General features: G+C 64.2%; 9 protein-coding genes and 1 pseudogene. 9 read left to right on the forward strand and 1 reads right to left on the reverse strand.

Going from position 1 to position 13,371, the window contains the following annotated elements:
• The first annotated feature begins 50 nt into the window (after positions 1-50).
• The 5 genes from mnmE (at position 51) to HB777_30215 (ending at position 6,139) form a co-directional block, all read left to right on the forward strand.
• Complete coding sequence (gene mnmE / locus HB777_30195; GenBank protein ID QND67795.1) at positions 51-1,382, forward strand: tRNA uridine-5-carboxymethylaminomethyl(34) synthesis GTPase MnmE; 1,332 nt, start codon at positions 51-53, stop codon at positions 1,380-1,382.
• Between the two features lie 432 nt (positions 1,383-1,814).
• Positions 1,815-3,695: a tRNA uridine-5-carboxymethylaminomethyl(34) synthesis enzyme MnmG gene (mnmG, locus tag HB777_30200; protein QND67796.1), complete on the forward strand. Its 1,881-nt coding sequence runs from the start codon at positions 1,815-1,817 to the stop codon at positions 3,693-3,695.
• Positions 3,692-4,324 (forward strand): 16S rRNA (guanine(527)-N(7))-methyltransferase RsmG, encoded by a 633-nt coding sequence (rsmG, locus tag HB777_30205; GenBank protein QND67797.1) that lies wholly within the window; start codon positions 3,692-3,694, stop codon positions 4,322-4,324. Before mnmG ends, rsmG begins: the two co-directional genes overlap by 4 nt.
• 57 nt (positions 4,325-4,381) lie before the next feature.
• Entirely contained in the window at positions 4,382-5,179 is a 798-nt protein-coding gene (locus HB777_30210) for a ParA family protein (protein ID QND68953.1), read from the forward strand.
• A 69-nt stretch (positions 5,180-5,248) separates the two neighbouring features.
• Positions 5,249-6,139 (forward strand): ParB/RepB/Spo0J family partition protein, encoded by an 891-nt coding sequence (locus HB777_30215; protein QND67798.1) that lies wholly within the window; start codon positions 5,249-5,251, stop codon positions 6,137-6,139.
• 326 nt (positions 6,140-6,465) lie between these two features.
• On the opposite strand, the gene HB777_30220 is transcribed toward HB777_30215, so the two are convergent.
• A complete protein-coding gene (locus tag HB777_30220; protein QND67799.1) occupies positions 6,466-7,509 on the reverse strand; it encodes a DNA polymerase III subunit delta in 1,044 nt (347 codons plus the stop codon).
• 498 nt (positions 7,510-8,007) lie between these two features.
• On the opposite strand from HB777_30220, the gene HB777_30225 reads away from it, so the two are divergent.
• From HB777_30225 to lpdA, 4 genes and pseudogenes are all read left to right on the forward strand, one after another.
• Positions 8,008-9,240: a 3-methyl-2-oxobutanoate dehydrogenase (2-methylpropanoyl-transferring) subunit alpha gene (locus HB777_30225; GenBank protein QND67800.1), complete on the forward strand. Its 1,233-nt coding sequence runs from the start codon at positions 8,008-8,010 to the stop codon at positions 9,238-9,240.
• Positions 9,241-9,243: 3 nt separating this feature from the next.
• Entirely contained in the window at positions 9,244-10,257 is a 1,014-nt protein-coding gene (locus tag HB777_30230) for an alpha-ketoacid dehydrogenase subunit beta (GenBank protein QND67801.1), read from the forward strand.
• A 17-nt stretch (positions 10,258-10,274) separates the two neighbouring features.
• A pseudogene (locus HB777_30235) lies at positions 10,275-11,650 on the forward strand (2-oxo acid dehydrogenase subunit E2).
• Between the two features lie 247 nt (positions 11,651-11,897).
• Positions 11,898-13,295: a dihydrolipoyl dehydrogenase gene (gene lpdA / locus HB777_30240; GenBank protein QND67802.1), complete on the forward strand. Its 1,398-nt coding sequence runs from the start codon at positions 11,898-11,900 to the stop codon at positions 13,293-13,295.
• Positions 13,296-13,371: the final 76 nt, after the last annotated feature.

Genomic DNA, 13,371 nt, shown 5'->3' on the forward strand with positions numbered 1-13,371 from the left:
TCGGTTCACAGCGTTGGCGGAAAGCTAGGGCGGTTCGGTAGAGCGGGCAAATGAATTCAGGCGGTTCCATCGTTGCGTTGTCGAGCGGCCGGCTTCCCGCCGGCGTCGCCGTCATCCGTATTTCCGGCCCGCAGACTCGATTCGTAATCGAAACGATTGCCGGTAGTATGGTTAAGGACCGCGTGGCGGTTTTGCGCAGGCTGCGGGCGCCCGACGGAACCGTGCTCGACAACGGCCTGGTTCTCTTCTTTCCCGGCCCCGCGAGCTTTACCGGCGAGGATGTCGCCGAGTTCCATGTTCATGGCGGACGCGCCGTGGCGGCTCGAATGCTGGAGACCATCGGTGGTTTTGACGGCGTCAGGCATGCTGAACCGGGCGAATTCACCCGCCGCGCCTTCCTTAACGGTAAAATCGACCTTGTGGAGACGGAGGCACTGGCTGACCTGGTCAATGCTGAGACCGAAGCGCAGCGGCGTTTTGCGATCCAGAATGCCGAAGGCGTCCAGAGTGAGCTTTATCTCGGCTGGCGTCGCCGATTGATCCATGCACGCGCGATGATCGAGGCCGAAATCGATTTTGCTGATGAAGACGATGTCCCCGGTTCCGTTTCGGATACGGTCTGGTCTGATGTCAGGGCAATGATCGGCGAGATCGACCGGCACATCGCCGGATTTCGCGCCGCCGAGATCATCCGAGACGGCTTCGAGGTCGTCATCCTTGGCGCGCCCAATGCCGGTAAGTCGAGTCTGTTCAACGCCCTGGCGCGGCGGGATGCCGCTATTGTAACGGATGAACCTGGCACGACGAGGGACCTGCTTGAAGTGATACTTGATCTTCAGGGGTTGCGGGTCAGGCTGATCGATACGGCCGGGCTGCGCGATGCGCCGGGCAAGGTCGAGGCGATCGGCATCGAGAAGGCGAGGGCCAAGGCGCATGGCGCCGATCTCTTGCTGCTGCTGCTGGACGTCGCGAACCCCGGGGATATCGGCTCGCTGCCGACCGAAGCGCCGACCTTGCGCGTCGGCACCAAGCTCGATCTGCTCGAGAGCCGTGCAGCAAGCGATGCGACGGGGGACTATGATCTTGTCATCTCGGTGAAGGACGGGACCGGCGTGGAGGAACTGCTGGTGGAAATCGGCCGGCGCGCGGCGGAAGCGGCCGGCAGCGTCGGCGATGTCCTGCCGTCGCGCCTTAGGCACGTCGAGTTGCTCGGCGAGGCCAACCGTCATCTGCTTCGGGCAACGGATGGCCAGACTGGCGGGCAGGAATTGCGCGCCGAGGAGTTGCGGCTGGCAGCCGATCGCCTCGGCCGTATCGTCGGCGCCATCGACGTCGAGGACATGCTGGACGTGATCTTTTCGCAGTTCTGCATCGGGAAATGACTCACGTGAAACAGTGCGGCGTATTGAGATCGGGAGCGTCGCCAACGTTGCCTATGACTCACGTGAAACATAGTCACGAATGTCGGCGCCGCCCCTCATTGCCCTGCCGGGCATTTCTCCCCGTATAGGGACGGGGAGAAAGAAGCTGGCCACATCGCCGGCGCCTTCCTTGCGACGATGGAGATTGGCGAAAGCGACGATAACATCGCCCCTCTCCCCGTCACTATACGGGGAGAGGATGCCGGCAGGCAGGTGAGGGGCGGCGCAGACCAGAGGTGATTGCCTCGGTCGGTGCCCCCGATGACTCACGTGAAACACGCGCGATGGCAGGTGCAAGGTTGTTTCACGTGAAACGACTCGCGGAGTTTTCTTGACAGCACTGCCTTGCGGGGACATGTGTCCCTCAATCTTTTGAGTCTGGGACGTTTGGAAATGACCAATCACTATGATGTGGTTGTGGTGGGCGGCGGCCACGCGGGTTGCGAGGCGGCCAGCGCTGCCGCGCGCGCCGGTGCCAGGACGGCGCTGGTGACGCTGCGTTTCGACACGATCGGGGTGATGTCGTGCAATCCGGCGATCGGCGGGCTCGGCAAAGGCCATTTGGTGCGCGAGATCGATGCCATGGACGGCCTGATGGGGCGCGTGGCGGATGCGGCCGGCATTCAATTCCGTCTGCTCAACCGCCGCAAGGGCCCGGCGGTGCGCGGGCCGCGCACGCAGGCCGACAGAAAGCTCTATCGCCTTGCCATGCAAGAAGCGATTCGGCAGCAGAACGATCTTGACGTGGTCGAAGGCGAGGTTCTGGACTTCGAAATCGTCGATGGACAGATCGCGGCTGTTCTCCTGGCTGATGGCAGGCGCCTGGCTTGTGGCGCGGTCGTTCTGACGACCGGGACTTTCCTGCGCGGGCTCATTCATATTGGCGAGAAGAAGATTGTCGCCGGTCGCATGAACGAGCAGGCCAGCCTAGGCCTGTCGGCGACGATGGACCGCGCGGGCTTCAAGCTGGGACGGTTGAAGACCGGAACGCCGCCACGGCTCGATGGCCGGACCATCGACTGGGCGTCGCTGGAAAGTCAGGCCGCGGATGAGGATCCGGTGCCGTTCTCGCTGATGACCGACCGCATCGAGACGCCGCAGATCGAGTGCGGCATCACGCGCACGACCACGGCCACGCATGAACTGATCCGCGCCAATCTTGGCCGCTCGGCCATGTATTCCGGTTCGATCGAAGGGGTCGGGCCGCGCTATTGCCCGTCGATCGAGGACAAGATCGTCAAGTTCGGCGACAGGGACGGGCATCAGATTTTTCTCGAGCCCGAGGGGCTCGACGACGACACCGTCTATCCCAATGGCATTTCGACCTCGCTGCCGGAGGATGTGCAGCTCGACATCCTGAAAACCATCCCTGGGCTGGAGCGGGCCGTCATGCTGCAGCCTGGCTATGCCATTGAATATGATCATGTCGATCCGCGCGAGCTGCATCAGACGCTGGAGACGAAGCGGATCAGTGGGCTCTTCCTGGCCGGGCAGATCAACGGCACGACCGGCTATGAAGAGGCGGCCGGGCAAGGCCTGCTTGCCGGCCTGAATGCGGCGCGGCGGGCTGCGGGCAGCGAGCAGATCGTGCTGAGCCGCACTGAAGCCTATATCGGCGTGATGGTCGACGATTTGACCAGCCGCGGCATCAGCGAACCCTACCGGATGTTCACCTCGCGGGCCGAATTTCGGCTGTCGCTGCGCGCCGACAATGCGGATGAGCGACTGACGCCTGTCGCTGCCAAGCTCGGTATCGCTTCGGCGCAACGGATGCAGCGCTACGGCGACATGGTGCGGCAACTTGACGAGGCGCGGGACGTGGCGAAGTCGCTCACCCTGACGCCCAACGAGGCGGCGCGTCATGGGCTGGAGATCAACCGGGATGGCGTGCGCCGGTCCGGTTATGAATTGCTGTCCTATCCCGACGTCGATGTGGCCTGGCTGGCTCGTGTCGATTCGCGCTTCGCGGATATAGACGACAAGACGGCGGAGCGTCTCGAAACGGAAGCGAAATATTCGGTCTATCTCGACCGTCAGAAGACGGATGTAGCGCAGATCCGGCATGAAGAGAGCCGCTTGATCCCCGAGACGGTCGATTTCGCCGGCGTGCCTGGGCTGTCCAACGAATTGAAGCAGAAGATGCAGGCGCGGCGGCCGCGCTCCATCGCCGATGCCCAGCGCATGGAAGGCATGACGCCGGCGGCGCTGGCGATCATTGTCGCGCATGTCCGCCATGCGGAGAGCGCCCAGCGCCTACAAAAGGATGTTGCGTGAGTTCTATGTCCCTAGAGAGCCTGCAGGACGCGGCAGGCCCGGTTTCACGTGAAACATTCAATCGGCTGGTGGCATTCGAGCAGATGTTCCAGAAATGGAATCGCAGCATCAATCTCGTGGCGCAATCGACGTCGGGCGATGTCTGGCAGCGCCACATCCTGGACAGCGCGCAGCTCGCGCGCATAGAGTCTGCCGCGACACGCTGGGTGGATCTCGGCTCGGGCGGCGGATTTCCCGGCCTTGTCATGGCTTTCCTGCTGGCCGAGCGCGACGGCGCCAGCATCGATCTGGTTGAAAGCAATCGCAAAAAAGCGTCCTTCCTGCAGACCGTCGTCGGGCAGTTCAGCCTGCCGGCGCGGGTCGTGGCGCGCCGCATCGATGATAGCCATGCGCTTGTTTCGACACCGCAAATCGTCACGGCGCGGGCTCTGGCCTCGCTTTCGACCTTGCTGGACCTGTCGGCGCCCTGGCTGATTTCAGGCGCGCGCGGCCTGTTCCACAAAGGCCGGGATTATCGCGCCGAAGTGCAAGAAAGCGTTCACCGATGGTCCTTCGATCTGGTAGAACATCCCAGTGTGACCGACCCGCAAGGGGTCATCCTTGAACTGTCCAACCTGCGACCTGTCTGATCCGCGATTTGTCAGGCTATTTGGCGACCCAAAATGAACTTCTGGCATAGACCCATGATGAAGAATGGCCCCCGAATCATCACTGTAGCCAACCAGAAGGGCGGCGTCGGCAAGACCACCACCGCCATCAATCTGGCGACCGCGCTGGCCGCGATCGGCGAAAAGGTGCTGATCGTCGATCTCGATCCGCAAGGCAATGCCAGCACCGGTCTCGGCATCGACCGCAAGGACCGGACGGTCTCGTCCTATGACGTTCTGACCGGCGAGCTGGAGCTGGAAGCCGCGGCCATTCCCACGGCCGTGCCTGGCCTGTCGATCGTGCCGTCGACGCTCGACCTGCTCGGCATCGAAATGGAGATCGCCTCCGCACCCGACCGTGTGCTCAAGCTGCGCAACGCGCTTCGCGCCGCGACCGAGCGCGGGGCGCCCTTCGGCTATGTGCTGATCGATTGCCCGCCGTCGCTCAACCTTTTGACCTTGAATTCAATGGCCGCGGCCGATTCCGTTCTTGTGCCGCTGCAATGCGAGTTCTTCGCCCTCGAAGGTCTCAGCCAATTGCTGGAAACCGTCGAGCAGGTGCGCCGTTCGATCAATCCGGACCTCACCATCCAGGGCATCGTGCTGACCATGTATGACGGCCGCAACAATCTGGCCAACCAGGTGGTGCAGGATGTGCGCGCGCATATGGGCGACAAGGTCTACGAGACCATCATTCCGCGCAATGTGCGGGTGTCCGAGGCGCCGTCCTACGGCAAGCCGGCGATCCTCTACGACCTCAAATGCTCGGGCAGCCAGGCCTATCTGCAACTGGCGTCGGAAGTGATCCGCCGCGAGCGCAAGTTGCGCGCCGCTTGATTAGGCCGGATGCATAGTTAAGAGCCGATTCGATACCGAAACGATTTGGAATAGCCAACTGGAATAAAGATGAGCGAAGACCTTTCGAGAAAGAGACTGGGGCGTGGGCTGGCGGCGCTGATCGGCGAGATTGATCGCCCAGTAGCGCCTGAAAAGCCTGGGATGAGCGCTGACGGCAAGGTGCCGATCGAGTTCCTGACCCCCAACCCGAAGAATCCGCGCCGCCATTTCGGTGATGCCGAGCTGACGGATCTCGCCCAGTCGATCCGCGAACACGGCGTCGTCCAGCCGGTGGTGGCACGGCCGTCGCCGATACAGGCCGGCCGCTACGAGATCATCGCCGGCGAGCGTCGCTGGCGTGCGGCGCAGCGCGCCGGGCTGACCGAGATCCCGGTCATCATCCGCGAGGTCAACGACCGCACCGCGCTCGAACTGGCGATCATCGAGAACGTCCAGCGCACCGACCTCAATGCGGTCGAGGAAGCGCTTGGCTACCAGCAGCTGATCGATGAGCACGGCTACACCCAGGCCGATCTCGGCAATGTCATCGGCAAGAGCCGCAGCCATGTCGCCAACACGCTGCGCCTGCTGAAGCTGCCGGATGTGATCCGCGACATGCTGGTCGACGGTGCACTGTCGGCGGGCCACGCCCGCACGCTGGTGACGGCGGAGGATCCGGCCGGCCTTGCCAAGCGCATCGTCGAAGAGGGACTTTCGGTGCGCCAAGCCGAAGCGCTGGCGCAGATGCCGGCCGGCAACGGCAGCGCGAAGGAAGCCAAGTCTGCGGCAAGCCCGGAGCAAAAGGACGCCGACACGCTGGCGCTGGAAAAGCTGTTGACGGATACGATCGGCATGATTGTTTCGGTGGATCACAAGGGCAAGGGCGGCACTTTGCGGGTGTCCTATCGCTCGCTGGAGCAGCTTGATGAGCTGTGCCGCAGGCTGAAACAGGAACGGTAGTTAGCCGGCGAATTATCTTCTGGCTAAGGTCCGGTTGAGTTGGCCGGCAGTGGTTTGAGAGGCATAAAGGGCTGGCGGTTGCCGGCCCTTCTCTTTGCGGCGCCTGTATTTGGTGAAGGCGGCGAAGCTGCCAATCTCCCCCTCGTGGGGGAGATGCCCGGTAGGGCAGAGGGGGGGCGCGAAGGAACGCCAGCCTTGGTCGCCCTCTGGATAGCTGACAAAATTATCAGGTGGCGCATTTTAACCAATTGGGACGTCGGCGGGACAGCGCCCCCCTCTGGCTTGCCAGCCATCTCCCCCCACGAGGGGGGAGATTGGCCATTCTCCTACCTCTGCGCCAGCCTGCTGCTCTCCACCGCAATCCCCAGCAGTGCCTGTCTTGCCAGCGCGACAGCAAGATCCGGCCTTCGCCGTGTCTGCAGCACCGCCGTCTGCAGCCGCGTCAGCGCGCGGCTGAGCGCCTCGGTGCTCCAGCGCTCCAGCGCTTTCTCGACCAGCTTGCGGCGCGAGAAAAACACCGGTGGCCGTGCGGCGGCGACGACCGAGGCGGCGTTGCGATTGCCTGAAACCATCTGGCCGCGCATGACCTGGATCTGCTGCAATTGCCGCATCGCCGAGGACAGCACCAGAAAGGGCTGGCCGCCGGACTGGCAATGCCGGCTGAAGGCGGTGTCGAAGTCGCCGATCTTGCCTTCGAGAAGCGCGTCGACCGCGTCATCGAAAGAGGCGCCGGACACGTCGCCCGACATCGCCTTGACCTCCTCCAGCCCGATCTCGGTCTGGCCATGGGCGTAGAGCACGAGCTTCTCGATTTCGCCGCGCGAGGCCAGCCGGTCGCCGCCGAGATTGCGGCGCAGCGCCTGCCTCGCTTCCATGGTCATCGACATGCCGGCCTTGCTCAGTTCGTGGTCGATAACGGCGTCGATGTCGCGGGCTTCATCGGCGTAGCACGGCAGCGCCATGGCAGTGTCCGCCGCCTCGACGATGGCGCGCAGGCCGACTCCCTTCTTGAGGTCGCCGGCCTCGATGAGAATGATCGCGTCTCGCGCGGGCTCCGCTGTCAGCGCCTTGACATCGTCTGCCAGCGCCTTCTGGCCGCTGGCATTGCGCACCCAAAGCAGGCGCCGGTCGGAAAACATCGGCACGGTGCGAGCCTCGTCGAGCAGCCGGCCCTCATCGCGGTCGACCTCCGACCCTTCCAGCCTGACCACCGAGAAGGGATCGTCGAGCGGCAGGCCGGTCTTGCCGGCAAAGGCCTTCGCCCGCTCGGAGACGAGGCCGCGATCGGGGCCGTAAAGCAGGACGATGGAGATGCGCTGGTCCGGCCGCGCCAACCACCCATCGACCTCGTATGCTTTCTTCTGTGCCATGAGGGGTGGTTAGCATGATGCGGGGGCGAGGTGAATGGAGTTCGATCTCCCCCTCGTGGGGGAGATGTCCGGCAGGACAGAGGGGGGCGCTGTCCCGCCGACTTTTCAGTCGATCGCGACTGCGCCTTCAACCTTGTTTTTGGTACTTGTAGACTGAATGAGGCTGGCGATCCTTCACGCCCCCCTCTGCCCTGCCGGGCATCTCCCCCACGAGGGGGGAGATTGGCAGCTTCGACCGCGGCGCCAGCGCTGGTCGCTCAATCCGCCTCCAATCACCTTATCTTCCGGCAAACCCAGCCCAAACCTTCTCCCAAATTGCGCGCCATCCCCCAACATCGACAAGAAATTTCGCCGACATATCTTCATCTTGGTGCGTGGGAGGCTGGATCGGCCGGCGCGGCCGGGACCGACGTCCGAAGGCTACCCGACGAATTCGCACTGGTCTGGCCGCGCAGATATGCAAATATCGGCTCCAGGCAACATTGGAGGACAAAGGTCATGGCCGATGCTGGGATGTTGCGTTTCCACGTTCCGGAGCCGGAAGTGCGGCCGGGCGGCACGCCTGACTTCTCCAATGTGCCGATCCCGAAGGCCGGTTCGGTGCCGCGCCCCGAGATCGATGTCGATCCGCGCACCATCCGCGATCATGCCTTCTCGATCATCCGCGTGCTGAACCGCAATGGCGAAGCCGTCGGCCCCTGGGCCGGCCTGCTGTCCAGCGACGAGCTGTTGGCCGGCCTGCGCCACATGATGACGCTCAGAACCTTCGATGCCCGCATGCAGATGGCGCAGCGCCAGGGCAAGACCTCCTTCTACATGCAGCATCTGGGCGAAGAGGCGGTGGCTTGCGCCTTCCGCAAGGCGCTCGAACCCGGCGACATGAACTTTCCAACCTATCGCCAGGCTGGGCTGCTCATCGCCGACGGCTATCCGATGGTCACGATGATGAACCAGATCTATTCCAACGAAGCCGACCCGCTGAAGGGCCGGCAATTGCCGATCATGTATTCGTCGAAGGAGCACGGCTTCTTCTCGATCTCCGGCAATCTGGCGACGCAGTACATCCAGGCGGTCGGCTGGGCGATGGCGTCGGCAATCAGCAATGATTCGAAGATCGCAGCCGCCTGGATCGGCGACGGCTCGACGGCCGAGTCCGACTTCCATTCGGCGCTGGTGTTCGCTTCCACCTACAAGGCGCCGGTGGTGCTCAACGTCGTCAACAACCAGTGGGCGATCTCTACTTTCCAGGGCATTGCGCGCGGCGGTTCGGGCACGTTCGCGGCCAGAGGCCTCGGCTTCGGCATCCCGTCATTGCGCGTCGACGGCAACGACTATCTCGCCGTCCATGCGGTCGCCAAATGGGCGGCGGAGCGGGCGCGCAGCAATCTCGGGCCGACGCTGGTCGAATATGTCACCTACCGTGCCGGCGCGCATTCGAGCTCGGACGATCCGTCCGCCTACCGGCCAAAGACAGAATCCGACGCCTGGCCGCTCGGCGACCCGATCGTGCGGCTGAAGAACCATTTGATAGGGCTCGGTGTCTGGTCGGACGAGCGGCACGCGCAGGCCGAGGCGGAAATCCTCGACACGGTGATCGCGGCGCAGAAGGAAGCCGAAAGCCACGGCACGCTGCATGCCGGCGGCAAGCCGTCGACGCGCGACATGTTCGAGGGCCTCTATGCCGAAATGCCGCCGCATCTACGGCGCCAGCGCCAGCAGGCTGGGGTCTGAGCCATGCCGAGACGGACCATGATCGAGGCCATTCGTGATGCCATGGATGTGTCGATGGCGCGCGACAGCAAAGTCGTCGTGTTCGGCGAGGATGTCGGCTTCTTCGGCGGCGTATTCCGCTGCACGCAAGGCTTGCAGGCCAAATACGGCAAGAGCCGCTGCTTCGACGCGCCGATCAATGAATCCGGCATTGTCGGCTCGGCCATCGGCATGGCCGCCTATGGCCTGAAGCCGTGCGTGGAAATTCAGTTTGCCGACTACATGTATCCGGCCTACGACCAGCTGACCCAGGAAGCAGCTAGACTGCGTTATCGCTCCAACGGCGATTTCACCTGCCCGATCGTGGTGCGGATGCCGACCGGCGGCGGCATCTTCGGCGGCCAGACGCACAGCCAGAGCCCGGAAGCGCTGTTCACGCATGTGTCCGGCCTGAAGACGGTGGTGCCATCCAACCCGCATGACGCCAAGGGGCTGCTGATCGCGGCCATCGAGGATCCGGATCCGGTGATCTTCCTCGAACCGAAGCGGCTCTACAACGGCCCCTTCGACGGCCATCACGACCGGCCGGTGACGCCATGGTCGAAACATGAGCTGGGCGAGGTCGCCGACGGCCACTACACCGTGCCGCTCGGCAAGGCGGCGATCCGCAGGGCCGGTTCCGCCCTCACAGTGCTCGCCTACGGCACCATGGTTTATGTCGCGCAGGCCGCGGTCGAGGAAACCGGCATCGATGCCGAGATCATCGATCTGAGAACCCTGCTGCCGCTCGACCTCGATACGATCGTCGCCTCGGTCAGGAAGACTGGGCGCTGCGTCATCGTGCACGAGGCGACGCTGACGTCGGGCTTCGGCGCCGAGCTGTCGGCCCTGGTGCAGGAAAACTGCTTCTATCATCTGGAGGCGCCGGTGGCGCGCGTCGCCGGCTGGGACACGCCCTATCCACATGCGCAGGAATGGGACTATTTCCCCGGCCCCGCCCGGGTCGGCCGCGCTCTCATCGAAACATTGGAAGCTTAAAGTGGGGGAGGCCTGAGATGGGCGAACACATCATCAAGCTGCCTGATGTTGGCGAAGGCGTCGCCGAGGCCGAGCTCGTCGAGTGGCACGTCAAGATCGGCGACATCGTGCGCGAGGACACCGTGCTCGCCGCCGTCATGACCGACAAGGCGACGGTTGAAATCCCGTCGCCCGTCGACGGCGAAATCCTGTGGCTGGGCGCCGAGATCGGCGACACGGTGGCGATCGGCTCGCCGATCGTGCGGCTGAAGGTGGCGGGCGAGGGGAATGTTGCCGGCGGCACGGCGTCGTCCAAGGACACGTCTGTTTCGGCTGAGCCTACCCCCACCCCTAACCCCTCCCCACAAGGGGGGGGGGAGGCGCCACGCCTCCCAAGGCCGAAGCAAAATCCACGTCGCCATCACCTGGGCCTGATGCAAAGAGCGCGCGGGCAGCATCGACCGAATCCCCCTCCCCCTTGTGGGGAGGGGCTAGGGGTGGGGGTGCTGCGCCGACCTCCGGCGCTCCCCGCCCCGAAGGCGAAAAGCCGCTGGCCTCGCCGGCCGTGCGTCTGCGGGCAAAGGAAGCCGGCATCGATCTCCGGCAGGTCGCGGGGTCTGGCCCGGCCGGCCGCATCAGCCATGAGGACATCGAGACTTTCCTGGCGCGCGGACCGCAGGTCGCCAAGTCATCCGGCCTCGCCCGCAACGATGCGATACAGGACATCAAGGTGGTCGGCTTGCGGCGCAAGATCGCCGAGAAGATGTCGCTGTCGAAATCGCGCATCCCGCACATCACCTATGTCGAGGAGATCGACGTCACCGCGCTCGAGGAATTGCGTGCCGCACTCAACAAGGAGAAGCGTCCGGGCGTGGAGCGGCCGAAGCTGACGCTGCTGCCGTTCCTGATGCGGGCGATGGTCAAGGCAATAGCAGACCAGCCCAACCTCAATTCGCTGTTCGACGACGAGGCCGGCATCATCCACCAGCATGGCGGCATCCATATCGGTATTGCCGCGCAGACGCCGTCCGGGCTGGTGGTGCCTGTCGTCAAGCACGCCGAGGCGCGCGACATCTGGGATTGCGGCGCCGAGGTCATCAGGCTGGCCGAGGCGGCCAAGTCCGGCACCGCGACACGCGACGAGCTGTCCGGCTCGACCATCACCATCACCTCGCTCGGCGCCATGGGCGGGGTGGCGACGACACCGGTCATCAACCATCCGGAAGTGGCGATCATCGGCGTCAACAAGATGATGGTGCGGCCGGTGTGGGACGGCACCCAGTTCATCCCGCGCAAGATGATGAACCTGTCCTCCAGCTTCGACCATCGCGTCATCGACGGCTGGGACGCGGCGGTGTTCATCCAGCGCATCAAGACGCTGCTGGAAACGCCGGCGCTGATTTTTGTGGATTGAGGGAAACGATCGAGATGCCGGCGGGACAGCGCCCCCCTCTGCCTTGCCAGGCATCTCCCCCACAAGGGGGGAGATCGGCAGCTTCACCGTCCCCGCCTCTCTTGAAGTTTTGGAGGTTGGCGAAAGCCGAGGTGACATCCAATCTCCCCACTAGAGGGGGAGATGTCCGGCAGGACAGAGGGGGGCGTGAAGGATCGCGACAGAGCGCTCTTTTCAAGCCGGCGCGACAGAGAGTTAGGATGCCAAGATGAAAGAAATCTCCTGCAAGCTGCTCGTCATCGGCGCCGGACCCGGCGGCTATGTCTGCGCCATCCGCGCCGGACAGCTCGGCGTCGATACGGTGATCGTCGAAGCCGGCAAGCCGGGCGGCACCTGCCTCAATGTCGGCTGCATCCCGTCCAAAGCGCTGATCCATGCGGCGGAAGAGTTCGAGAAGGTGTCGCATATGGCAGGCGGCAACAGCCCGCTCGGCATTTCGGTCACCGCGCCCACGCTTGACCTTGCCCGGACCATCGCCTGGAAGGACGGTATCGTCAGCCGGCTCAACAGTGGCGTCGCCGGCCTGCTCAAGAAGGCAGGCGTCAAGACCGTGCATGGCTGGGCGACTTTTCGCGACGGCAAGACGGTCGCGGTCGAGACCGAGACCGGGGTTCAGGTCATCCGGGCCGAGGCGATCGTCATCGCCACCGGTTCGGCGCCGGTGGACCTGCCGTTCCTGCCGTTCGGTGGGCCGGTGATTTCGTCAACCGAGGCCCTGGCGCTGAGTGAAGTGCCGCAAAAGCTCGCGGTCGTCGGTGGTGGCTATATCGGACTGGAACTCGGCATGGCCTTCGCGAAAATGGGCGCCAAAGTGACCGTGGTCGAGGCCTTGCCGCGCGTGCTGGCGCAGTATGACGCGGAGCTGACCCGGCCGGTGGTCAAGCGGCTCGCCGCACTGGGCGTCGAGGTGATGCTGGGCGCCAAGGCCAAGGGACTGTCGAGCAAGGGTGACGCACTGCTGGTCGAGACCTCGGACGGCAAGAGCGCCAAGGTCGCCGCCGACAAGATCCTGGTGACGGTCGGGCGCAAGCCGGTGACCGAAGGCTGGGGGCTCGAGCAGATCGACCTCGACAGGACAGGTAAATTCATCCGCATCGACGACCAGTGCCGCACCTCGATGCGCGGCATCTTCGCCATCGGCGACGTTACCGGCGAGCCGATGCTGGCGCACCGGGCGATGGCGCAGGGCGAAATGGTCGCCGAGATCGTTGCCGGCCACAAACGCAGCTGGGACAAGCGCGCCATTCCCGCCGTCTGCTTCACCGATCCGGAACTGGTGACCGCGGGCCTGTCGCCCGAAGAGGCCAAGGCGCTCGGCGGCGAGATCAAGATCGGCATGTTCCCGTTCGCAGCCAATGGGCGGGCAATGACGAAGCTCGGCGAGGACGGCTTTGTCCGTGTTGTGGCCCGCGCCGACAACCATCTGGTGCTCGGCATCCAGGCGGTCGGGCAGGGCGTGTCGGAACTGGCGGCGGCTTTCGGACTGGCGCTGGAGATGGGCGCGCGGCTGGAGGACATCGCCGGCACCATTCATGCGCATCCGACGCAAGGCGAAGGGTTCCAGGAAGCCGCGCTGAAGGCGCTGGGCCATGCGCTGCATATTTGAGGCGGTGCTTACCCTCCCCCTTGTGTGACGCGAGGGGAGACGAGCGGCGCGAACCCAAGGCTCCTTTCCTCTCCCT

The sequence above is a fragment of the Mesorhizobium loti genome, assembly GCA_014189435.1.
Taxonomy (GTDB): Bacteria; Pseudomonadota; Alphaproteobacteria; order Rhizobiales; family Rhizobiaceae; genus Mesorhizobium; species Mesorhizobium loti_G.